At 40.6% G+C, this 22,774-nt stretch carries 20 protein-coding genes; 9 read left to right on the forward strand and 11 right to left on the reverse strand.

Annotated features, from left to right (window positions below):
* Positions 1 to 8: 8 nt before the first annotated feature.
* Genes dcaP through J663_RS13245 form a run of 5 tightly spaced genes read right to left on the reverse strand, consistent with a single transcriptional unit; the run spans position 9 to position 5,229 of the window.
* Positions 9 to 1,325, reverse strand: a complete 1,317-nt coding sequence (dcaP, locus tag J663_RS13225) for an outer membrane trimeric porin-like protein DcaP (protein WP_033850266.1) — start codon at positions 1,323 to 1,325, stop codon at positions 9 to 11.
* Between the two features lie 38 nt (positions 1,326 to 1,363).
* Positions 1,364 to 2,017, reverse strand: coding sequence for a 3-oxoacid CoA-transferase subunit B (locus J663_RS13230; protein ID WP_017399132.1), 654 nt, complete (start codon positions 2,015 to 2,017; stop codon positions 1,364 to 1,366).
* Positions 2,017 to 2,685 (reverse strand): 3-oxoacid CoA-transferase subunit A, encoded by a 669-nt coding sequence (locus tag J663_RS13235; RefSeq protein WP_033850268.1) that lies wholly within the window; start codon positions 2,683 to 2,685, stop codon positions 2,017 to 2,019. The genes J663_RS13230 and J663_RS13235 overlap by 1 nt, the downstream gene beginning before the upstream one ends.
* Before the next feature lie 47 nt (positions 2,686 to 2,732).
* Positions 2,733 to 4,016, reverse strand: a complete 1,284-nt coding sequence (locus J663_RS13240; RefSeq protein WP_197970761.1) for an MFS transporter — start codon at positions 4,014 to 4,016, stop codon at positions 2,733 to 2,735.
* A gap of 58 nt (positions 4,017 to 4,074) precedes the next feature.
* Positions 4,075 to 5,229 carry an acyl-CoA dehydrogenase family protein gene (locus tag J663_RS13245; RefSeq protein WP_032023716.1) on the reverse strand — a complete coding sequence of 385 codons (1,155 nt, stop codon included), beginning with the start codon at positions 5,227 to 5,229 and terminating at the stop codon, positions 4,075 to 4,077.
* 311 nt (positions 5,230 to 5,540) lie between these two features.
* Between J663_RS13245 and J663_RS13250 the strand changes: the two genes are divergently transcribed.
* From J663_RS13250 to J663_RS13275, 6 genes are all read left to right on the forward strand, one after another.
* A complete protein-coding gene (locus J663_RS13250) occupies positions 5,541 to 6,329 on the forward strand; it encodes an enoyl-CoA hydratase (protein ID WP_002133255.1) in 789 nt (262 codons plus the stop codon).
* A gap of 29 nt (positions 6,330 to 6,358) precedes the next feature.
* Entirely contained in the window at positions 6,359 to 7,120 is a 762-nt protein-coding gene (locus tag J663_RS13255) for an SDR family oxidoreductase (RefSeq protein ID WP_033850272.1), read from the forward strand.
* 61 nt (positions 7,121 to 7,181) lie between these two features.
* Positions 7,182 to 8,705, forward strand: a complete 1,524-nt coding sequence (locus J663_RS13260) for a 3-hydroxyacyl-CoA dehydrogenase (RefSeq protein WP_033850274.1) — start codon at positions 7,182 to 7,184, stop codon at positions 8,703 to 8,705.
* 14 nt (positions 8,706 to 8,719) lie between these two features.
* Positions 8,720 to 9,925, forward strand: coding sequence for a 3-oxoadipyl-CoA thiolase (locus J663_RS13265; RefSeq protein ID WP_000930801.1), 1,206 nt, complete (start codon positions 8,720 to 8,722; stop codon positions 9,923 to 9,925).
* Positions 9,926 to 10,034: 109 nt separating this feature from the next.
* Positions 10,035 to 10,877 carry an IclR family transcriptional regulator gene (locus tag J663_RS13270; protein ID WP_000081482.1) on the forward strand — a complete coding sequence of 281 codons (843 nt, stop codon included), beginning with the start codon at positions 10,035 to 10,037 and terminating at the stop codon, positions 10,875 to 10,877.
* A 63-nt stretch (positions 10,878 to 10,940) separates the two neighbouring features.
* Positions 10,941 to 12,113 (forward strand): MFS transporter, encoded by a 1,173-nt coding sequence (locus J663_RS13275; RefSeq protein WP_033850276.1) that lies wholly within the window; start codon positions 10,941 to 10,943, stop codon positions 12,111 to 12,113.
* 39 nt (positions 12,114 to 12,152) lie between these two features.
* Here the strand turns inward: J663_RS13275 and J663_RS13280 are convergent, their stop codons facing one another.
* Entirely contained in the window at positions 12,153 to 13,124 is a 972-nt protein-coding gene (locus J663_RS13280; RefSeq protein ID WP_033850278.1) for an NAD(P)H-dependent flavin oxidoreductase, read from the reverse strand.
* 229 nt (positions 13,125 to 13,353) lie between these two features.
* Here J663_RS13280 and J663_RS13285 point away from each other — a divergent pair, with 229 nt between their 5' ends.
* The gene (locus J663_RS13285) at positions 13,354 to 14,163 is read left to right on the forward strand and encodes an enoyl-CoA hydratase (RefSeq protein WP_033850280.1); all 810 of its coding nucleotides are present in this window, start codon (positions 13,354 to 13,356) and stop codon (positions 14,161 to 14,163) included.
* Positions 14,164 to 14,229: 66 nt separating this feature from the next.
* Here the strand turns inward: J663_RS13285 and J663_RS13290 are convergent, their stop codons facing one another.
* The gene (locus J663_RS13290) at positions 14,230 to 15,075 is read right to left on the reverse strand and encodes an IclR family transcriptional regulator (protein WP_000996082.1); all 846 of its coding nucleotides are present in this window, start codon (positions 15,073 to 15,075) and stop codon (positions 14,230 to 14,232) included.
* Positions 15,076 to 15,261: 186 nt separating this feature from the next.
* Positions 15,262 to 16,479, reverse strand: coding sequence for a CaiB/BaiF CoA transferase family protein (locus J663_RS13295; RefSeq protein ID WP_033850282.1), 1,218 nt, complete (start codon positions 16,477 to 16,479; stop codon positions 15,262 to 15,264).
* A 331-nt stretch (positions 16,480 to 16,810) separates the two neighbouring features.
* On the opposite strand from J663_RS13295, the gene J663_RS13300 reads away from it, so the two are divergent.
* Complete coding sequence (locus J663_RS13300) at positions 16,811 to 17,962, forward strand: acyl-CoA dehydrogenase family protein (RefSeq protein WP_017385556.1); 1,152 nt, start codon at positions 16,811 to 16,813, stop codon at positions 17,960 to 17,962.
* A 61-nt stretch (positions 17,963 to 18,023) separates the two neighbouring features.
* Entirely contained in the window at positions 18,024 to 19,274 is a 1,251-nt protein-coding gene (locus J663_RS13305) for an MFS transporter (protein ID WP_017385555.1), read from the forward strand.
* A gap of 215 nt (positions 19,275 to 19,489) precedes the next feature.
* Here J663_RS13305 and phnX read toward each other — a convergent pair whose 3' ends face one another.
* From phnX to J663_RS13320, 3 genes are read right to left on the reverse strand one after another with little or no spacing between them, the layout of a single operon-like run.
* Complete coding sequence (phnX, locus tag J663_RS13310; RefSeq protein ID WP_033850283.1) at positions 19,490 to 20,305, reverse strand: phosphonoacetaldehyde hydrolase; 816 nt, start codon at positions 20,303 to 20,305, stop codon at positions 19,490 to 19,492.
* Positions 20,306 to 20,341: 36 nt separating this feature from the next.
* Positions 20,342 to 21,529 carry a 2-aminoethylphosphonate--pyruvate transaminase gene (gene phnW, locus J663_RS13315; protein WP_033850284.1) on the reverse strand — a complete coding sequence of 396 codons (1,188 nt, stop codon included), beginning with the start codon at positions 21,527 to 21,529 and terminating at the stop codon, positions 20,342 to 20,344.
* Between the two features lie 26 nt (positions 21,530 to 21,555).
* Positions 21,556 to 22,710, reverse strand: coding sequence for a TIGR03364 family FAD-dependent oxidoreductase (locus J663_RS13320; protein ID WP_033850286.1), 1,155 nt, complete (start codon positions 22,708 to 22,710; stop codon positions 21,556 to 21,558).
* Between the last annotated feature and the right edge of the window lie 64 nt (positions 22,711 to 22,774).

The raw sequence follows: 22,774 nt of genomic DNA on the forward strand, positions 1-22,774 counted from the left end.
GCCCCATTTTAGAATTTATACATCGATACGAAGTTTACACGTGATACATCAGCGGTTCTGCCATCAAAAACTTCTCGTTTGCCTTGGTGATATTCCATCCCAATATCCATTTGCTCAATCGGTGAATAAAAGACGTTAGCTGCGTAGTCCGTTAAGCGTTTATTAGCATCTGGATTGAGTTTGGCATACGCCGTGTCGTCATCATAATCAAACATTGAAGCCGATAAGTTTGCACGCCATTGCTCATTAAATTTATATGAATAGCCAATATTGATGCTATTCAACTTATTCATAACCAAATCTGTTTTGTCTTCGTTTAATGAGAAATCACCCGCGGTATTTAAACTTGCTGAATTTGCCAACCCGCTTTGGGTGGTATACGGCATAAATTTTTGATCACCGACAATATATTGATAATTTGCTTGTACTGATTGTTGTGGCGTGAGTTGATATTTTAAACCGCCTCCAGCACCCCAGCTTACTTTCTTCACCGTGGCAGTTGCGACATCTGTAGACTTTTCATTAATAAAGCCTTGAGCAAGTGCTGTTAAAGGACCTTGTTTAAAGGTATAGCGACCCGTTAAAGTCGGAAATGCCGAGACTCTCGAACCTGTATATTCCAAAGCTACTTTTAAATCATTATTGGCATCAATTTTCCAGTCATAGCGAATTTGAGGAGTACGCGTATAGGAAGTTCCCACAAATTGGGTGTAATCGACAGCTTCTGTACGGGTTTCCATGTTAGACATGAGTGACCATGTTTGACCAAAGGTCCAGTCTTTATAGGTAAAAAATGCATGACGGATACGGAATTTACCATCCCCCGTTCCCATGTTAGAGCTATCAAAGAAATCGGCTTCGATATTCCCTGTAACCGCTTTATTTGGGCTATTAAAATAAACACCTAATCGGCTTGCATTAATCATGGCATCGGAACGTGCATGATTTGAACGTTTTTCACTTTCAAAAGGTGTTCGGTACAGACTGCTGGTCGTTCTACCGCCCGAGTCTGGTGATGATTTAAAATCAACCGCTGCATCAATACGGGCAATACCGTAAACCTTCACATTATCTGTCCAAGTCACCCACGAAGGAGCAACAGGCTTCTCTGTTATAGTCGCTTTAGTTTTTTCGATGTTCTCTTCAATCTTTACCTGTTTGACTTGTAAATTATTTTGAGTTTGTTTCTGAGCAGCAAGTTCTGCCTTTAATTTTTGCAGCTCGGTTTCTAGCAAATTAATTCTTTGTTCTGTGGTATCTGAAGAATTTGCAAAAATAGTCCCTGAAGCCGCAGCGCAAGCTGCAGCTAAAATTAATTTTTTCATCTTTTAATCCTTAAAGAAGCGTTTTTTCCGTGTGTAATTTAGGCTACACGTGCATCTATCAATTCACAGTCTGTGACAGCCTGTAATTCATCAAAAGTTAAGCCTTCGACTATTTCCGTGACATAAGCTTTTTGGTCTTTGAGTTCAATAATGCATAAATCTGTATAAATACGATCTACACACTGCTCACCCGTCATTGGATATGTAATTTCCTTTACAATTTTGGGCTCACCTTTTTTAGTGACGTGTTCCATATAGACATAAATCGTTTTTGCGCCGACTGCCAAATCCATAGCACCGCCGACTGCTGGTACATCATCCGCTTTACCGGTATGCCAGTTTGCCAAGTCTCCATTTACCGCAACTTGGAATGCACCAATCACACAAATGTCCAGATGGCCACCACGCATAATGTCAAACGAGTCGCCATGATGCATAAAGCATCCACCATCTAACAAAGTGACAAGTTCTTTTCCGGCATTAACCAAATCTTGATCTTCCTCACCAGGTTGTGGCGGTGGGCCAAAAGCTAAAACACCATTTTCCGAATGTAAAAAGATTTCTTTGTCTTTTGGCAAAAATTTAGCAACGTTGGTCGGTAAGCCAATCCCTAAATTGACATAAGAACCTTCCGGAATGTCATTGGCAATGAGCTTGGCAATATCTTCACGAGAACGCTTTTGAACTGACATTAGATATCTCCTACTTTTACAACGTGCTGAACAAAAATTCCCGGTGTAATAATGCACTCTGGGTCAAGCGTTCCTAGCTCTACAGTATCATTCACTTGAACAATCGTGGTCTTGGCGGCTTTTGCCATAATTGGGCCGAAATTGCGGGCCGCTTTGCGGTAAGTTAAATTGCCCCAGCGATCGGCTTTATCGGCATAAATCAGTGCAAAGTCAGCTTCAAGTGGATATTCAAGTACATAGTTTTTACCGTTAATGGTTCGGGTCTCTTTACCCTCGGCAACTTTGGTGCCATAACCAGTCGGAGTAAAAATAGCGCCTAAGCCTGCGCCAGCTGCCTGAATACGACATGCCAAATTACCTTGTGGAACCAGTTCCAACTCAATTTTTCCTGCTCTATATAAGTCTTGAAAAACGGTTGATCCCGCAGATTTCGGAAAAGAACAAATCATTTTTTTAACACAGCCAGCAATAATAAGCTTGGTTAGGCCACGGTCACCAGAAGCCGCATTGTTATTTACAATGGTAAGTTCTTTTTTTCCTAAATCGATTAAGGCTTCAATTAATTCAGCAGGTTGCCCCGTCACACCGAACCCGCCTGTCATGACGGTTGCACCATCAGGAATAGCTTTTAAAATCGGTTCAATGTCACTGGTGATTTTATTTATCATCTCACTTGTCCCTTTTCATCCTTAATTTAAGGTGACAGATTGATCTGTCACTCTGCCTTTTGCGGGTTAAATAGTCGGTCTTTAATAAATAACAATGGGATTACACCGCAGATAAAATAAGCAGCAGCCATCACCAAGAGCCCTAAACCAATAGAACCGTTTTGCGATAGATAACCAATTGTTAATGGAGAGAAAATTGAAAGTACTTTGCCAATGTTATAAGCACCACCCACTGCCGAACCTCGAATCGAAGTCGGGAAGCTTTCTGTCATGTAAGTGGCATTAATTGCGTATGGAATACCGTAAAGGAAACCGAAGAACAACATCATCCATAAAATGTTGGTTGGTGTATTTAAATAGACAATGACCGGAATAAATAAAGCTGTACCAATAGTTCCAAAAGCGAATACAGCGCGTCGTCCTAATTTATCGGCAACGATTCCTGCGATCACTTTAGCAAACATCATAATCAGGAAAGTACCGACCATATACATGGCCATTTCTTTAAACTTGATGCCAAGATCAGACTCTAAATAAGCAGGTAACCAGTTACTTACACCGTAATAACCAAACTGCAATGCACCCGTACTAATAATCCAGAGAACAAACATGGTGCCATGTTTTTTGTCTCTTAAAATCTCAAAATATGGATTTTGACGTTTTTTAGGTTGGTTACTTTGAGCAACTTCTAACGCTTTTAATTGACGCGCTTTTTTCCAAGACTCAGGTTCAGGTACACAAAAGTGCATCAAAACTGACAACACCACAGGCGCAATTGCAATCCAGTATAGAAAACGCCAGCCATGTTCAGGAATAATATGACCTGCTAGTAATGTCGCCAATAAAGAACCTAGGGTATAACCTGTCATCAGCGTTGCTAAAACGGTCGAGCGATGTTTGGTTGGCACCATTTCAGACATTAAAATATTACAGGCAATATAAAGTGCGCCTAAACCCATCGCTCCAAATGTTCTTAAAACTGCAAATTGCATATAAGAATCAGTAAAACCCAGCGCACTGGTTAAAACTGAAGAATAAGCAATAAAGAACACAATAATGCGAACTCGCCCAAAACGGTCACACGCCCAGCCGCCAATCAGACCACCCACAGCGGAACCGAAAAGCGTTAAGCTACCTAGCGTTCCAGCTTGTACACCCGTTAAATGAAATTCTGTTTTAAGACTGGTCAGGCTCAATGCCAAAAAACCTAAGTCTGCCCCATCACACAACAATGTTAAAAAAGCGAATATAAATGCGGTAATCCAAATCTTTTTTGGTGTTTGGATAGCTTCACTGCTAGCCGTATTTTGGGTAACTGTTTCTGTTGTCATGTCCATATCCTCAGAAGGAACATGAGGCATCCCATGCCTCATGGCATTTGATTTTTTATTAGGCTGTAGCTTCCCTAATCATGTTTTTGGCAATAATAAGTTGTTGAACTTGCGTGGTTCCTTCATATAAACGGAACAAACGCACATCTCGATAAAAACGCTCGATGGCATATTCACTGATATAGCCCGCACCACCGTGAATCTGTACACAGCGGTCAGCAACACGTCCGCACATTTCAGTCGCAAACATTTTTGCGCAAGATGCTTCTGTACTAATGTTTTCGCCATTATCACGGCGGCGAGCTGCATCTAGGACCATACATTTAGCTGCATAAATCTCGGCTTTTGAGTCGGCAAGCATGGCTTGAATAAGCTGAAAGTTCGCAATAGGCTGACCAAACTGCTTACGCTCAATCGCATAGTGCAATGCGTCGTTTAACATGCGTTCGGCAACACCCACGCTATAGGCACCAATGTGCAAACGCCCTTTATCCAGCACTTTCATGGCCGTTTTAAAACCGACACCTTCTACGCCACCAATCAGTGCAGAAGCAGGTACACGGCAATTTTCAAAAATCACATCACAGGTATGTGAACCCTTTTGCCCCATTTTTTGGTCAATTTTGCCTAATGTAATGCCCGGTGTATTGGCCTCGACAAAAAAAGCTGAAATGCCCCCCGCCCCTTTAATTTCAGGATTCGTCCGAGCCATTACGGTAAAAGTTGCAGCATGGGGTGCATTGGTAATAAAACGTTTGGTACCGTTTAATACATAAAAATCGCCGTCTTTTACAGCACTGGTTTTTAAAGAGGCAGCGTCAGAGCCAGATTCAGGCTCGGTTAAACAAAATGATCCAATAATTTCGCCACTTGCGTAACGTGGTAAATATTTCTGCTTTTGCTCTTCTGTACCATCAATCAAAATTGCACTTGAGCCAATCCCGTTATTGGTGCCAATTAAAGAACGAAAAGCCGGTGAAGTTTGTCCAAGTTCAAATGCAACTCTGACTTCCTCTTCCATAGTGATGCCTAAGCCACCATATTCTTCGGGAATTGTAAGACCGAACAAACCAAGTTCACGCATTTGCTGCACAATGTCATCTGGAATTTTGTCTTTCTCTACCACTTCGTTTTCACGAGGGATCAATTCATTTTTTACAAAATCTCGAATTGTTGAAAGTAACTGCTCCAACATCCCTTCATCACGGATCATCTGTGATCTCCCTTTTTATGTATTTCCATCGTATCCATCAGCCATCTCCAGCTAATCTGGATACCATGTTTTAAATCTTGTTTACTGCGGATGTGTTTCATAGTACGAGAACAAAAATACAAATTTCAAGCTTTTTTGAAAATTAATTTCGTTTAACGAAATTTAAAATTAGAGCAATACGTAATATCAATAACTTAGCTATTTTAAAAGATAACAACTACGCTCTTAAAAGAAATAAGACTTGAAATAAATTCCAAAATAAGCATCATAAAAGGAATATAGTTTTGATATGCGAAACAAGGAATTCAAAAATGAGTATGTCAACAGGGAATAATTTCGTAGAAGTCGACTTTTCTATTCAAAAAATAGCGGTTGTTAAAATTAACCGCCCAGAAGCAAAAAATGCTTTAAACGGTGAAGTTCGCAAACAACTCGCACAAGCTTTTACCGAGTTAAGTTTTAACGATGAGATCAATGCGGTTGTGCTCACGGGCGGTGAAGAAGTCTTTGCTGCAGGTGCAGATCTAAAAGAAATGGCAACCGCAACTTCCACAGAAATGTTATTGCGTCATACAGAACGTTATTGGAATGCGATTGCCCAGTGCCCTAAACCCGTGATTGCTGCCGTAAATGGTTATGCATTAGGAGGTGGCTGCGAACTTGCAATGCACGCTGACATTATTATTGCAGGTAAAGGCGCAACCTTTGGCCAGCCGGAAATTAAAGTTGGTTTAATGCCGGGTGCTGGTGGTACACAACGTTTATTCCGTGCTGTGGGTAAATTCCATGCTATGCGCATGATTATGACAGGTGCCATGGTAAAAGCCGAAGAAGCTTATATCATCGGTCTTGTTTCACAAGTCACAGAAGATGACCAAACCATTCCAACTGCGATTCAAATGGCACAAAGCCTCGCAAAAATGCCTCCTATTGCCCTGCAACAAATTAAAGAAGTTGCACTGATGAGCGAAGACGTTCCATTAAATGCAGGCTTAACTCTAGAACGAAAAGCATTCCAGTTGTTGTTTTCTACGGAAGATAAAAATGAAGGCGTTCAAGCTTTTATCGAAAAGCGTAAGCCGTCGTATCAAGGTAAATAATTTAAAACCATAATAACAAAGGAATGAAAATGGCCAGGAAAGTATTAATTAGTGCAGGTGGTTCAGGGATTGGACGATGCATTGCTGAAGTTTTTTTAAACAATCAGGATGAAGTTTTTGTTTGTGATATTAATGCTAAAAGCCTAGAACAATTTCAACAAGATTATCCAAAGCTACATATATATACCTGTGATTTGGCTGATCATGAGCAAATTAAACTCATGTTTAGTCAAGCCATTCAGAAACTTGGCGGTATTGATATTTTAGTCAATAACACAGGCATCTCCGGCCCAACCGTTGCAGCAGATGAGCTAAGTTTTGAAGATTGGAACACGGTGATTAATTTAAACCTGAATAGCACTTTTTTAATTACCCAGTTAGCCATTCCCTATTTAAAGCAAGCACAGGCAGGCGTGATTATAAATATGTCATCTATTGCCGGACGCTTAGGCTATCCATATCGATTGGCCTATTCCACTTCAAAATGGGGACTGATTGGTTTTACCAAAACGCTTTCTATGGAACTCGGTGCAGATAATATTCGAGTTAACGCTATTCTTCCGGGTGCAGTCGATGGTGCTCGGGTTCAACGCGTATTACAGGCCCGTGCCGATGTAGCGCAGACCTCACTTGAAGAAGTGACTCAAAATGCACTGAAAAATCAGTCGCTCAAATATTTTGTCAATCCAAAGCATATTGCAGATTTATGCCTATTTTTAGCGTCAGACAGTGGTCGCTCAATTTCAGGACAAATCTTACCAATTGATGGTGATAAACAATGCTTAAGCTAAATCACCCAACCCTATTTTTCCGTTTAATTTCAAATATAGATCAATAATCAGGATGATCGACATGACTTATGATATTAAAAGCATGGCTGTGATTGGTGTAGGTGTTATGGGCAGTGGTATTGCTCAAATTGCTGCACAGTCAGGTCATACCACTTATTTATATGATGCCAAAGCAGGTGCAGCAGAACAGGCTAAAGAAAAACTGGCTGCTACATTTCAAAAGTTAGTCGACAAAAATAAAATTACATCTGAGCAAGCAGCAGCGGCAAATAACCATTTAATTGTTGCTCATCAAATTGAAGATTTAAAAAATTGCGACCTCATTGTAGAAGCAATTGTTGAACGTCTTGATATCAAACAAAGCTTGATGCAGCAGCTTGAAGATATTGTTTCGGATAATACTATTTTAGCCTCAAACACCTCTTCTCTTTCTATTACAGCCATTGCTGCAAATTGCAAAAAGCCTGAGCGTGTTGTGGGTTATCACTTTTTTAACCCCGTTCCACTCATGAAAGTGGTCGAAGTCATTCGTGGTTTAAAAACAGACCCACTTATTATTGATGCTTTAAACGATCTGTCTCGTGCATTTGGTCATCGCCCTGTTGTAGCGAAGGACACCCCTGGATTTATTATTAATCACGCGGGCCGAGCTTATGGCACCGAAGCGCTCAAAATCTTAAATGAGAATGTCTGTGATATCAGTGAAATTGATCGAATTTTACGTGACGGCGTAGGATTTAGAATGGGTCCTTTTGAATTACTCGATTTAACAGGCCTTGATGTTTCGCATCCAGTTATGGAGTCGATTTATCATCAGTACTATGAAGAAGCCCGCTACAAACCAAACCCGCTCACCAAACAAATGCTAGATGCTAAACAACTTGGACGTAAAGTTAATCAAGGTTTTTATAACTATGAAACTGGTTCAAAAACAGGTGAACAACCTGCGAAGTTTGTAGAGCGTTTAGCAAAATATCCAAAAGTTTGGATCGCTGCCGATTTTTTAGATGATAAGAAACAGCTCGAAGATTATTTAACTCAGCAAAATATTACCCTAGACACCAATTCTGAACCACAAACAGATAGCTTATGTTTACTTGCTTGTTACGGTGAAGATACCACTCAAGCGGCTACTCGCCTTGGGGTTAATCCAGAACATGCTGTTGCTATAGACATGCTTTATGGCATTGCAAAGCACCGTACCTTAATGCCTTCACTTGTTACCAAACCTGAATATCGTCAAGCAGCTCACTCTATTTTCAATCTAGATGGAAATCTGGTCAGCATGATTAATGAAAGTATTGGCTTTGTTGCTCAGCGTGTTTTAGCGATGGTCATTAATTTAGGTTGCGATATTGCCCAGCAAAATATTGCAACGGTAGATGACATTAATGCTGCAGTACGTCTTGGCTTAGGCTATCCATTTGGTCCAATTGAATGGGGCGATCAAGTCGGCAGTGAAAAAATCTTACTTATTCTGAACCGTATAACAGCACTTACGCATGACCCGCGTTACCGCCCTAGCCCATGGTTACAGCGTCGTGTCGCACTTCATTTACCACTTACTTTTACTCACGAGTCTTGAAAAGGAATTTCTCAATGTTAAATGCATATATCTATGATGGTTTACGTAGTCCATTTGGTCGTCATGCAGGTGAACTTGCCTCAATTCGCCCTGATGATTTAGCCGCAACTGTCATTCAAAAACTACTAGAAAAAACTGGTGTGCCGGGTGCGGATATTGAAGATGTGATCTTAGGCGACACCAACCAAGCGGGTGAAGATAGTCGTAATGTGGCACGAAATGCATTATTACTTGCAGGTCTACCTGTTACTGTACCGGGCCAGACAGTAAACCGTCTATGTGCGAGTGGTTTAGGCGCTGTGATTGACTCAGCACGTGCCATTACTTGTGGTGAAGGCGAACTGTATATTGCAGGTGGTGTAGAAAGTATGTCTCGCGCACCTTTTGTCATGGGTAAAGCCGAAAGTGCTTATAGCCGTGATGCAAAAATTTATGACACTACCATTGGCTCTCGCTTTCCAAATAAAAAAATTATTGCTCAGTACGGCGGACATTCAATGCCTGAAACGGGCGATAACGTTGCAGCCGAGTTTGGGATTAGCCGTGAGCAAGCTGATTTATTTGCAGCTCAATCACAAGCCAAATATCAAAAAGCCAAAGAAGAAGGTTTCTTTGCCGATGAAATTACGCCGATTGAGGTTTTCCAAGGCAAAAAATTGCCACCTAAACTCGTTTCTGAAGATGAACACCCTCGTCCAAGCTCAACTGTTGAAGCACTCACAAAGTTAAAACCGCTATTTGAAGGTGGCGTGGTTACAGCTGGTAATGCCTCAGGTATTAATGATGGTGCAGCAGCACTTTTGATTGGTTCAGAAGCAGCAGGTCAAAAATATGGCTTAAAACCAATGGCAAAAATCTTGTCAGCGGCGGCTGCAGGTATTGAGCCACGCATTATGGGTGCAGGTCCGATCGAAGCCATTAAAAAAGCGGTTGCACGTGCTGGCCTTACTTTAGATGACATGGACATTATCGAAATTAATGAAGCCTTTGCTTCACAAGTTTTATCTTGTTTAAAAGGTTTAAATGTTGATTTTAATGATCCACGTGTGAACCCGAACGGTGGTGCGATTGCTGTTGGTCATCCACTTGGTGCTTCAGGCGCTCGTCTTGCGTTAACAGTAGCGCGCGAGTTAATTCGCCGTAAGAAGAAATATGCCGTGGTGAGCCTATGTATTGGTGTAGGTCAAGGTCTTGCGATGGTGATTGAAAACGTTTCATAACCATTGAACCGGATATCCATTCATCACAACAGCGCAGTGATGAATGGATTTATTTTGCAGAGCGAAATATAATGGCAAAACTATTGCTTTAATTATATTTGAGGATCGAATGTCTCAAAACACGGAAACTGAAAAACCAATAAATTTTGATGAGATACGTTTAGATCCTATTTCGCATATACATCGGGAAAATAACCCGCAATTTATTGCTTCTTTAGCGCGCGGTTTAGAACTTTTAAGATGCTTTTCTGCAAATAATCAGGTGCTTGGCAACCAAGAATTAGCAAAAATGACAGGTTTACCTAAACCGACCATTGCACGTATTACCAATACCCTTGTGTCATTAGGCTATTTAAAACAATTGCCTAACTCGACCAAATATACATTAGATATTGGTGTCTTATCTTTAGGATATGCAGCATTATCTAACATCTCGATTCGCAATATTGCTCATCAATATATGGAAGAGATGAGCCAGTATGTTCAAGCGCCTGTAGCGATGGCAACGCGTGATCGCTTAAATATGGTGTATATCGATGTTGTGCAAATTGAAACTGCATTAAATATGCGCCGTCCAATTGGTTCGACTTTACCACTGCATAGCAGTTCTATGGGACGAGCATGCTTGGCTGCGACTCCTGAACGTGAGCGCAATTTTCTACTTGATGCGTTGAAACAAAAAAACCCCGAAAACTGGCCAGCCATAAAACGCTCATTAGAACGAGCTTTCCGTGATTACCAAGATTATGGATATTGTTTGTCTTTAGGTGAGTGGCATAAAGAAGTGAACTCAGTGGCTGTACCTTTGGTCAGCTCGAAACACGGTCTTTATGTTTTTAACTGTGGTGCGCCAAGTTTTCATTTAAATCCGGAAAAACTTGAAGGTGAAATTGGACCACGTTTAATCCACATGGTGCACAATATTCAAGATGCTTTGAATGAAACGCACTAACAGTCGTGCTTAAAACAATCATGGTTGTGTTGATTAAAGTTCCACTTTCATTATGACTAAGGCATGATGAAAAACGCACTCTATACCCCAACCATTATTTTAATGGCGATTGCCGCAGGCATTTGTACAGGTGGAAATTATTTTAGTCAGCCACTTATTCATTCAATTAGTGTAAGCCTAGATTTAACTGAAACAACTACAGCGTGGGTGCCAACTCTAGCCCAAATCACCTACGCATGTGGCTTACTCTTTTTAATGCCGTTGGGTGACATATTAGAAAAGCGCAAGCTGCTATTTATCTTTATGTTATTGGCTTCAAGCGGATTAATTATTAGCGGGTTTTCGCACAATATTTATCTTTTACTGCTTGGTACTGTCATTACTGGCCTATTTTCTAGTGCAGCCCAACTGTTGTTACCGCTTGCTGCAAGTCTGGTTCCAATTCAACAAAGCGGTCGTGTCGTTGGCTTTCTACTGAGTGGACTGATGATGGGGGTTTTACTCGCCCGCTCTCTTTCAGGGCTGATGTCTACACTTTTCGCTTGGAATATTATTTATCTGGTCAGTGGCTTTCTATTACTCATCATTGCCATTATTTTGCATCGTAATATTGGATTATTCCAACCAACCAAATCTGAAAACTATGTAAAAACTATTCGCTCTCTTCCACAGATTTTTATTCAAAATCGACGGTTAAGAACCAGAACTTATATTGGTGGTTTTACATTTGCTTGTGTAAGTTTAACCTTTACCACCATGTCTTTGCTTCTGGCTCCAGCGCCCTATTTTTTTAGTGACTTTACCATTGGCCTTTTCGGTTTTGTTGGCGTGTTAGGAACTTTCGTTGCCAATTTTTCAGGCAAATTTATTGACCAAGGCTATATTCATAAAATTTCAATTTATTGCGGCGTTGGCCTTATTTTAAGTTGGGTTCTGTTTTCACTTTTACCCTACCATTTCGCCTTTTATATTATTGCCTTACTCATTCTCTACGCTTCTCTTTCTGCGGTACATGTCACCAACCAAAGTATTGTATTTAAACTTAATCAAGAACTACGCTCACGTTTTAACGCGATTTATATGACGGGTTACTTTGCTGGCGGCGCTTTAGGCACAACGGCAGGAAGTTATGCTTGGAAACACTTCGGATGGACAGGTGTCTGTATTTTAGGTTTAATTTTTGCCGTGCTATGTCTTTATTATTGTGTGCGTGATGCAAAAAATCAGCACAATTAAAGCTTGTGCTGATCTTATATAAAGTAGGCTAATGGTTCGTTATAAAAGCCCTAATAACCGACCACGAATAATATCTTCTGCATCTTTGACAATTCGAGTTACCAGTTCATCGCATGTTGGAATATCATGAATCAAGCTTGCCACTAAACCGCATGACCATGCACCTGCATTTACATCGCCATCAATCATGACTTTTGGATAAACGCCAGCCACTTCTTCAATAATATCTTCAAATTTAATGTTATCGCCAAGTGCTTTTTCTTTTGCTACGATTTTTTCGACGGCCGCATTATTCATGACACGTTCTGTATTTCGCAAAGCACGCATAATTAAACGCGTGTCTCGTTCGGTTGCATTCAAAATCGCCTGTTTCACATTTGCATGTACGGGAGCTTCCTGAGTCGCAATAAAACGCGTTCCCATGTTAATTCCATCGGCTCCCATCGCTAATGCAGCAGCGAGTGAGCGTCCGTCTGCCATTCCACCTGAAGCAACAAACGGAATTTCTAATGCATCGGCTGCTAAAGGCAATAAAATCATATTTGGCACGTCATCCTCACCAGGGTGACCACCACACTCGAAACCATCTACAGAAACTGCATCGCACCCAATTTGCTGAGCTTTTAAGCTATGTCGAACCGAAGTACATTTGTGAATTACTTTAATGCCAGCAGCTTTTAAATACGGCATGACTTGTTCAGGATTACGCCCTGCTGTTTCTACGACCTTGACTCCACCTTTAATAATTGCTTCTACAAAACCCGGATAATCAGGGGTATTCACCGTAGGCAAAAAGGTTAAATTTACCCCAAAAGGCTTATCAGTCATTTCACGGCAACGTGCAATTTCTTTTGCCAGATTTTCAGGTGTACGCTGAGTTAAGCCAGTAATAATACCTAACCCACCCGCGTTAGAAACCGCAGCAGCAAGCTCTGCAAAACCAACATAATGCATACCACCTTGAATAATTGGATGCTCGATTTCAAATAGTTCTGTAATTTTGGTCTTCATATTCTTTCCACTCACTGTTCTATAGCTAGCTTCTCATTTCCTTAGCAGAGCTAGATGCTTATTTACTCATAAATCCTATCAGCATTTAAAGTAATTTAAGTTAAAAATTTCACAATACAAAATTATGCACCACAATATAAAACAAAATAATTGATAACGGAATTATTTTTCGATAGCATTATTTTAATGAGTTTAATTTTTAGACAGAAGTTATTTAAAGGAATGAATCATGGATCAGAACAACAAAACTCAAAACGAGCTTAAAACAGGCACAATTCATGAATATTTTGATAAAAATATACTAACGCTCACCATAAGTAATCCAACTAAAAAGAATGCGATTAATTATGAAATGTATGCGGCCCTAAGTCAGGCCTTAGATCAAGCTGCAACTAATCAAGACATTCATGTCGTTGTGCTGACTGGCGAAGACTCCGCATTTACGAGTGGTAATGATGTCAATGCATTTGAAAAACGCGATACCACCAGTTCCGAACCACCCGCTTCGATTGTTTTCTTAAAAAGCTTAGCAACGTTTCCAAAACCGATTATTGCTAAAGTAAATGGCGTGGCAATTGGTATTGGTAGCACTATGCTTTTACATTGCGACCTTGTGTATGCAAGCCAAAACGCTATTTTCCAATTCCCCTTTGTAAACTTGGGACTTGTACCTGAAGCGGGTTCAAGTTACATCTTGCCAAGATTATTGGGCTTTGCTCGAGCTTCGGAAATTATTTTACTCGGTGAAAAGTTTTTGGCAGACCAAGCAAAAAATTATGGTCTGGTAAATGAAATATTTGAGGCAACTAAGCTGGATCAAGCGGTTGAAGATGTGGCTATTAAACTTGCTCACAAACCAAGCCAAGCCTTACAACTGAGTAAAAAGTTACTAAGAGATATGCCAATTGATGATCTACTCAATCGTATTGACCATGAGTCGACTATTTTCTCGCGTTGTTTACAAGGTTCCGAGTTTAAAGAAGCATTAAGTGCTTTCAAAGAAAAACGGAAACTGAACTTTCACAACCAAACAGCCTAAAGCTTACCCACTAAAAAGCCAGCCTTGAAAAAACAAAGCTGGCTCCTATAAATGAATCAAATAGGTTTAGCTAATCTCAGTGCGAATATTATTCACCATGTGTAAAAGACGTGGTGCAATATCTTCTTCAAGTTTTTCACGATTCATAATGAAACTTGGGCCACCACAGTTGAACACCAGTAAACCATGTTGTTCATGAATCAGTGGAACTGCAACAGAATTGACATCTTTATGCCATTCGCCAATTGAAAAACAATAACCAAAATCTTGGTAATCTTTAAAGGCTTTGTCTAAATCACGGTTAATTTTGATCCAGTCTTCTTTGTGTTTGCTACGGATGGCATCAAGTAAAAATTCTCTTTCGTCTTCAGGCATTGCAGCTAAACATGCACGCCCCATAGAACTTAAATGAATCGGTAAATAGGTTCCAACTTGACGGCGCATGGTCATATTGCCTTTGCCTTGCACCACATCAAGATAAATCATGTTCAATCGATCACGTGTTGCCATGGCTACAGCAGCGCCAGCATAGTCTGCCAAATTTTTCATATATGGATGAGCAATAGAGCGAATCGATACGTTAGACAACATGGAATAACCAAACGCAAGAACCCCTACTGAAAGCTGGAATTTGCTTGAGTTAGGTACTTGTTTGATATAACCCAAACGCGACAAGGTATGTGTAAGGCGAGTAATGGTTGGTTTTGGCAAACCGGTCATCTGAGCAAGCTCTTGGTTACCCAAATGCTGATGCTTAGGCGTAAAACAACGTAATAGCTCTAAACCACGTGCTAATGCAGTAATAAATTGGCGATCATTTTCATCTTGCATGTCTTCAATCGGATGTAATAATTCATGCCTTAAAGGCGCTAATAATTTTTCTGTCTGTTCTGCATCAACTGCGTCGTTCATTGTCATACCAATCCATATTTTGTTTCGCACTGCGAAAATTATAATCTATTTTTTCTATAAATAGCAAAAGAGCAAACATCCGAGTCTGCATCTAAAAGATAACTTCATTTAACTCATTAAAGCGAAAGATTAAATATTTTATTTTCTGATTTTAAATATAATTTTAACCTTCCGCTTTTAAGCCACCTACCCAATTACACCTTTTTCTTTGAGCTCAGCTAGTTTTTCAGGAGAAACTACTCGACCTAAAACCGCCTGCGTATGTTCACCCAACAGCGGAGGTGCTGTTTTGTATTCAACGGGTGTTCTAGAAAGTTTGATTGGTGAGCCAATTACCTTCAATTTTTCACGTTGAGGATGATTCATCTCGATCAGCATTTCTCGGGCAATGACTTGCGGTTCTTGAAAAGCTTGTTCTAAGTTATTAATCACACCGACGGGAACTTTAGCGGCATAAATTGCATCGACCCATTCATCTGCTGTTTTTGTTAAAAAGTGAGTTTGTAAAATTCCGATAATTTCATCACGATGCTTGATTCGGTCTGCATTTCGGGCAAAACGTACATCATTTGGTAAATCAGGTAACCCAATACTACGACAGAGTTGAATAAACTGAGTGTCATTTCCACATGCAATAATAAAATCACGGTCAGAAGCTTTGAACACTTGATAAGGCACAATATTGGCGTGTGCATTGCCATAACGCTTAGGGATATTACCCGATGAAAGATAGTTCATTCCCTGATTTGCCATTGTAGCAATTTGAACATCAAGCAAAGCCATATCAATGTATTGACCTAAACCCGTCACATGGCGGTTGAGTAAAGCAGCCTGTATGGCAATCGTAGAATAGAGTCCCGTGGCTAAATCGGAAAATGCGACCCCTACTTTTTGTGGACCACCGCCCGGCAAATCATCGCGCTCACCTGTGACCGACATGAGTCCACCCATGCCCTGAATAATAAAGTCGTAACCAGGTTCCTCTGCTCTTGGGCCAGTTTGACCAAAGCCTGTAATTGAGCAATACACCAGTTTAGGGTTAACCGCAGATAAAGACTCATAGTCCAAACCGTACTTTTTCAAAGAACCCGCTTTGTAGTTTTCAATCACGACATCGGTGTCTTGAATGAGGGCTTTAATCAATTCTTGGCCATCAGGACTGGCAATGTCGATGGCAACCGATAGTTTATTGCGGTTGGTGGACTGATAATAAGCAGCTTCTTGAGTGTCTTGGCCTGAGTCATCTTTCATCCAAGGTGGCCCCCAAGAACGGGTGTCATCACCGACTTTCGGTCGTTCAATCTTGATTACTTCTGCGCCTAAATCGGCAAGAATCTGTCCACACCAAGGCCCAGCCAATACCCGACTTAAGTCAAGTACCCGAATTCCATTTAAAGCACCCATCTTCATCCCACTATATTTTGTGACTCATTTCCTATAGGAAAACTTATCCATTTAAAATTTCGCATAGCGATATATATTTTTAATATACACAGCTCTTTTGAAAAATCAAACTTTAATTTTTCACTAAAAATAATGATTTTTTATAAGGAAATATAGCTTAAATAAATCAATAAATTAGCCAAAGACAAAACAATAACATAGTATCGCATTGCGAAATTAATTTTCAAAATATATTGTTTTGCATTCATCCTTTGATTACTATCGCTTCAAATATTGGTGATTTTACGAACATCACATTGATGTTTTCTGCATGTAGTAAAAGGACGAGACTATGATTCGAGATCAGGAAACCTTAAATCAACTTGTTGATATGATTCGACAATTTGTTGAAGGTGTATTAATTCCTCATGAGAATGAAGTCGCTGAAACGGATGAAATTCCTCAAGATATCGTTGAGCAAATGAAAGCTCTCGGTTTATTTGGTTTAACCATTCCTGAAGAGTACGAAGGTCTTGGCCTAACAATGGAAGAAGAGGTCTATGTCGCTTTTGAATTAGGTCGTACCTCTCCTGCTTTTCGCTCTCTCATTGGAACCAATAATGGCATTGGCTCAAGTGGCCTGATTATTGATGGGACCGAAGCACAAAAATCATTTTTCTTGCCACGTTTAGCACGTGGTGAAGTGATCAGTTCTTTTTGCTTAACCGAACCGGATGCAGGTTCTGATGCTGCCTCTTTAAAAACCACCGCTGTAAAAGACGGTGACTTTTACATTTTAAATGGTACTAAACGCTTTATCACCAATGCTCCTCACGCTGGTGTATTTACAGTCATGGCACGTACAAACCCTGATATTAAAGGCACTAGTGGTATTTCTGCTTTTATTGTCGATAGCCAAACTCCGGGCATTTTTCTTGGCAAACGCGATAAAAAAATGGGGCAAAAAGGCGCACATACCTGTGATGTGATTTTTGAAAATTGTCGTATTCCTGCTTCGGCACTCATTGGTGGTGTTGAAGGTGTTGGTTTTAAAACTGCTATGAAAGTACTCGATAAAGGCCGTTTGCATATTGCGGCTTTGAGTGTCGGCGCAGCAACACGAATGCTAGACGATTCTTTAAATTACGCCATCGAACGCAAGCAATTTGGACAACCGATTGCCGAATTTCAACTCATTCAAGCCATGCTTGCCGACTCAAAAGCTGAAATTTATGCAGCTAAATGTATGGTCTTAGACGCTGCACGCCTACGCGATGCAGGTCAAAACGTTAGCACCGAAGCCTCATGCGCAAAAATGTTTGCAACAGAAATGTGTGGCCGCGTTGCTGATCGCTGCGTACAAATTCACGGCGGCGCGGGTTACATCAGTGAATACGCCATTGAACGTTTTTATCGAGATGTTCGTTTGTTCCGTCTCTATGAAGGGACCACTCAAATTCAACAAATGATTATTGCCCGAAACATGATTCGCGTTGCGTCTTAATCAAATTTTAAGCGCTTCAAAACGACTTGAAGTGCTTTTTATCAAATGTAGGTAATGGATTATGGCTACAAATTACAAAGAAGGTCTTTCCCGTATACAGCCTCATACGTGGAAAATAGCATTTATTTTTGCATTTCTAGCACTGTTGGTAGATGGGGCAGATTTGATGCTACTGTCTTATAGCTTAAATAGTATTAAGGCAGATTTTGGATTAAGTTCAGTACAAGCAGGTATGCTTGGCAGTTTCACATTGGCAGGCATGGCTGTTGGTGGAATTTTTGGGGGATGGGCGTGCGATAAATTTGGTCGCGTGCGCATTGTGGTTATTTCTATTTTAATTTTCTCACTCCTCACCTGTGGCTTAGGTTTCACCCAAAGCTTTCTTCAGTTTGGTATTTTAAGATTTTTTGCATCACTGGGTTTGGGTTCACTTTATATTGCCTGTAATACCCTCATGGCCGAATATGTCCCAACCCGTTACCGCACCACAGTACTGGGTACCCTACAAGCTGGCTGGACGGTTGGCTATATTGTTGCGACCTTACTTGCAGGCTGGATTATTCCTGATCATGGCTGGCGCATGCTGTTTTATGTTGCGATTATTCCTGTTGTTATTGCTTTCCTCATGCATATTCTTGTACCAGAACCAGAAGCATGGCAAAAGTCTCGACTACAACAACCTGTTGTGGCTCAAAATGCTCTAAAAACCTCGGCATTTAAGCTTATTTTCCAAGATAAACGAAACCGTAATATGTTTATCCTATGGGCGCTAACGGCAGGCTTTTTACAGTTTGGCTACTATGGCGTAAATAACTGGATGCCTTCATACCTTGAAAGTGAACTCGGTATGAAATTTAAGGAAATGACTGCCTATATGGTAGGTACATATACCGCGATGATTTTGGGTAAAGTTCTTGCGGGCATGATGGCCGATAAATTAGGACGTCGTTTTACCTATGCTTTTGGTGCAATCGGCACTGCTATTTTCCTACCTTTAATTGTTTTTTATAACTCTCCAAGCAACATTTTATATTTACTGGTGACCTTTGGTTTCCTCTACGGCATCCCGTATGGCGTAAATGCCACCTATATGACCGAAAGCTTTGCAACAGCAATCCGCGGTACAGCCATTGGTGGTGCTTATAACGTCGGACGTTTAGGTGCTGCTTTAGCCCCTGCAACGATTGGTTTCTTAGCCTCTGGCGGTTCAATTGGTTTAGGTTTTGTCGTGATGGGTGCTGCCTACCTAATTTGTGGCGTGATACCAGCCCTATTTATTAAAGAAAAATTATATGACCCTCAAAAGTCATAAAAAGATCTATCACATAGGTCATATGCCTATCTGATTGATGGTGCTAACAATCGAAACATGTGTTTTAAATCGTTAGCCGGAAATAAGGAATTTACTCCTCAAAGTTACTCCTTATTTCCACATATGTAGAGTGTATCTACTCTTCATTTTAATTTTTTAGGTAAGCTTAGCTCCCAAGGGAGCTAAGCTTAAAAATATATAAACCTAAACTTTGTTTAAGGTCGTTCACCCTGCCCCAAACGGCGTTCAATATCATCGAGTACATTTGGCAAATCAGCGACACTATCAATCACATAGTGAGCACCCGACGCATTCATTTTTTGGTATGCCTTATCTTTTAGCACAATCTGTTCATCAGCCGATAATGCACTCCACTCTTCATAGCTCAAGCCGACTTCATTACCACTAATCGCAAGTCCTACTGTCCAGCACCCTGCGTTTAAACCTTCGTCAATACCCACCACGGTATCATCTACTTTTACAACGGTTTTAATATCAGATACATCGAGTTGAATTAAGTTTTTCCATAGCATTTCAGGATATGGACGGCCATATTTCACGTCGCTGGCAGTAACAATACAATCCGGTCGGTAACCCTGATCGGCAGCATCTTTGACCAAGCGGCCAATCATCATGGATGCATAACCCGTGTTACTGCCGATTTTTGCACCACGCTTTTTAATATTCTCAAACGTTTCTAATGCGCCTGGAATTAAAGCAGAACATGTTGGAATCGATTTTAATTGATAAGGAATAAAATCTTTATATAAACGATCAATATCTGCTTCAGTTGCCGCCTGACCATATACTTCCTGCCATACAGCTGCCACACGCGGCATTTTTAAAACTGCTGCAATATGGTCACGTTTTTCTAAACCCATTGGTGCACGTGCTTCTTCAACTGTAATTTCAATTTTATTGTCTTTAAATAAAGCCATAAAAGCCAAAATCGGTGCGCGTGAACCAAAATCTACAGTTGTGCCAGCCCAGTCAAAAACCACAGCCTGAATTTGTGTATTGTTGGTCGTCATGGTGTATTCCCTTTAATTCAAATGTTTTAATAAAAGTTATGCTGTTACAGCTTGATTGAGATGGCTTTCGCAGTAGCTGGCAATCGCAGCAAGAAGCCCTTCAATGTCTTGAATATAAACTTCGCCAATATTGCCAATACGGAAGCAGTTGAGATCTGTGACTTTGCCCGGATAAATCACATAGCCTGATTTTTTCAGGGTTTCGTAGAAAGACTGAAAGCTAAAAGACTTGGCTGTTGGGTAAAGAAAAGTGGTAATGATGGGTGATTGTGGGCACTCTTCACCGAGTACCAATTCAAAGCCCAGTTGTTGCATACCTTGCGATAAAGTTTGTTGGTTTTGTAAATAACGTTGATAACGTGCAGCAACACCGCCTTCTGCCTCAAGCTCAAGTAATGCTTGATAAAAAGCACGTACCACATGGGTTGGCGAAGTAAAACGCCATTTACCATTATGCTGCTCCATCGTATTCCACTGGTCATACAAATCGAGACTGACCGAACGAGCTAAACCTTTACATGCTGCTAGGCAATCACGCTTTGCCAAAATAAAACCAAAGCCCGGAACACCTTGAATACATTTATTTGCACTTGAAATTAGAAAATCAATTTCAAGCTCAGCAATATCCATAGGCACACCACCGAATGAACTCATGGCATCCACAATCCAGATTTTTCCTGCTGCTTTAACTAAACGGCCTATCTCTTGAATTGGATTTAAAATACCTGTGGTGGTTTCACAGTGCACACAAGCAACATGGCTAATGGTTTTATCTTCTAAAACGCGCTCAATCTCTTGTAAATCTGGTGACTGGGTTTCTAAATAGTTCAGTTCTACAACTTCAATATTTAGGCAACGTGCCATTTGCACCATACGTACACCATATGCGCCATTATTAATGATCAAGATTTTGCCATCACGTGGAATAGCTGAACCAAGCACAGACTCCACAGCAAAACTTCCACTGCCTTGCATTAACACAGCCGTATATTTTTCAGGTTCGCTGGTTGCCAAGTTGACCAGTCGATTACGAATATCTTGTACCAGCGAGTTGTATTCTTGGTCCCAAGTACACCAGTCTTTTTGCATGGCACGGCGTACTGTTGCCGATGTTGATAATGGTCCTGGAGTAAGAAGCAAATACTTGTTCTCTAAATCCATATCGAGTTGGGGTTGCATGTTCATAATGTTACTCATTTCTTTCGCGTTCATTTCAATATACACCAATCTGGTTTAAACCAGATTACAAACTAGTAAATATTTTGTTCTAATATTTCTTTCATAAAGCCAGCCCCTGTAGTCATGCCCTTACCCGCAATCGCACTCACCAGAAAGATATTTTTTTCGGCTTCAGTGACACAGGCCAACTCATGTTCATGAGTCAGGTAATAACCATTCCAACGTTTTTGAATTGGAGGTAAAGTCAGCCCTAGTTTTTTGTAGCAGTAAGCTTGAATAAACTCATTAATCTCTTCACGCTGCTCGAACTGAGGCGCTTCATTAATCGGATGGTATTCGTGACTATCGCCCACGATCAGTTCACCAAATTCGTTTTGTTTAATCAAAATATGAATACCGAATTCTTTAATGAAACCTTGTTGTGACGCTTTAATTAGCTCAGCATGACTTGGGCAAATTTCAAAAGCCGGATAACGTGAAATAGATAAGCCTGAATAAAGAGAAGCATTTAATTTTTGGTAAAACCGTTGAGTTAGGGCCATTTGTAAGCCACAACGTTTCAAGTTCAAACTTTGTAAGAGATCTGGATATAAAACATCGATGATTTCACCGTGACAGATCAAAACTTTATTTGCCCGATATGCCTCGCCACTTGCCAAACGAACCAGACAACTTTCATGCTGATATTGGGTTTGAACAACACAGGCATTGGTATAAATCTCCACACCGTTTTTTTCGGCATATGCCAATAGTCGCTGCCCAATCACATGCGGTTCAACCGAATAATCTTCTTCAAAAACCAAGCCGCCTTGAAAATGCTGCGAAGGATTTAAATAAGAAAATTGAGTGACCAGTTCCTGATGGCTAAGCAAATGAACTGGAATTTGGTAATTATTTGCACGCTCGGCAAACTCATTTAAAACCTGCCATTCAAGTGCAGTGTTTGCGAGATAAACACCTTGGCGTTGAGCAAATGAAATATCGGTTTCAGCCTGAATACGCTGATAAAAAGAACGCGTTTCAAGCGCGTACTTTCGCCACTGTTGCTCTGGATGGGTTAATGTCGAAGTTCCGACCATGCCGAAATTACGACGAGTTGCCCCCACAGGCTTGGCATTTTTCTCGAAGATACAGACTTTTAGGCCTTGTTCTTGTGCCTGTATGGCAGCGGACAAACCTAAAATACCGGCTCCGACAACAATTAAATCAAACTGTGCGTTATTCATAGGACTTCCAATTCGCGAAATTTAGGATGAATAAACCCTTGCCTTGTTGAACAAAGCATTTTCA

Origin of the sequence: Acinetobacter sp. 826659, from assembly GCF_000588515.1 — a bacterium.
Taxonomy (GTDB): domain Bacteria; phylum Pseudomonadota; class Gammaproteobacteria; order Pseudomonadales; family Moraxellaceae; genus Acinetobacter; species Acinetobacter pittii.

Coding starts and splice junctions, on each gene's coding strand:
- dcaP (WP_033850266.1), bottom strand. CDS start 1,325: ATGAAAAAATTAATTTTAGCTGCAGCTTGCGCTGCGGCTTCAGGGACT.
- J663_RS13230 (WP_017399132.1), bottom strand. CDS start 2,017: ATGTCAGTTCAAAAGCGTTCTCGTGAAGATATTGCCAAGCTCATTGCC.
- J663_RS13235 (WP_033850268.1), bottom strand. CDS start 2,685: ATGATAAATAAAATCACCAGTGACATTGAACCGATTTTAAAAGCTATT.
- J663_RS13240 (WP_197970761.1), bottom strand. CDS start 4,016: ATGACAACAGAAACAGTTACCCAAAATACGGCTAGCAGTGAAGCTATC.
- J663_RS13245 (WP_032023716.1), bottom strand. CDS start 5,229: ATGATCCGTGATGAAGGGATGTTGGAGCAGTTACTTTCAACAATTCGA.
- J663_RS13250 (WP_002133255.1), top strand. CDS start 5,541: ATGAGTATGTCAACAGGGAATAATTTCGTAGAAGTCGACTTTTCTATT.
- J663_RS13255 (WP_033850272.1), top strand. CDS start 6,359: ATGGCCAGGAAAGTATTAATTAGTGCAGGTGGTTCAGGGATTGGACGA.
- J663_RS13260 (WP_033850274.1), top strand. CDS start 7,182: ATGACTTATGATATTAAAAGCATGGCTGTGATTGGTGTAGGTGTTATG.
- J663_RS13265 (WP_000930801.1), top strand. CDS start 8,720: ATGTTAAATGCATATATCTATGATGGTTTACGTAGTCCATTTGGTCGT.
- J663_RS13270 (WP_000081482.1), top strand. CDS start 10,035: ATGTCTCAAAACACGGAAACTGAAAAACCAATAAATTTTGATGAGATA.
- J663_RS13275 (WP_033850276.1), top strand. CDS start 10,941: ATGATGAAAAACGCACTCTATACCCCAACCATTATTTTAATGGCGATT.
- J663_RS13280 (WP_033850278.1), bottom strand. CDS start 13,124: ATGAAGACCAAAATTACAGAACTATTTGAAATCGAGCATCCAATTATT.
- J663_RS13285 (WP_033850280.1), top strand. CDS start 13,354: ATGGATCAGAACAACAAAACTCAAAACGAGCTTAAAACAGGCACAATT.
- J663_RS13290 (WP_000996082.1), bottom strand. CDS start 15,075: ATGAACGACGCAGTTGATGCAGAACAGACAGAAAAATTATTAGCGCCT.
- J663_RS13295 (WP_033850282.1), bottom strand. CDS start 16,479: ATGGGTGCTTTAAATGGAATTCGGGTACTTGACTTAAGTCGGGTATTG.
- J663_RS13300 (WP_017385556.1), top strand. CDS start 16,811: ATGATTCGAGATCAGGAAACCTTAAATCAACTTGTTGATATGATTCGA.
- J663_RS13305 (WP_017385555.1), top strand. CDS start 18,024: ATGGCTACAAATTACAAAGAAGGTCTTTCCCGTATACAGCCTCATACG.
- phnX (WP_033850283.1), bottom strand. CDS start 20,305: ATGACGACCAACAATACACAAATTCAGGCTGTGGTTTTTGACTGGGCT.
- J663_RS13320 (WP_033850286.1), bottom strand. CDS start 22,710: ATGAATAACGCACAGTTTGATTTAATTGTTGTCGGAGCCGGTATTTTA.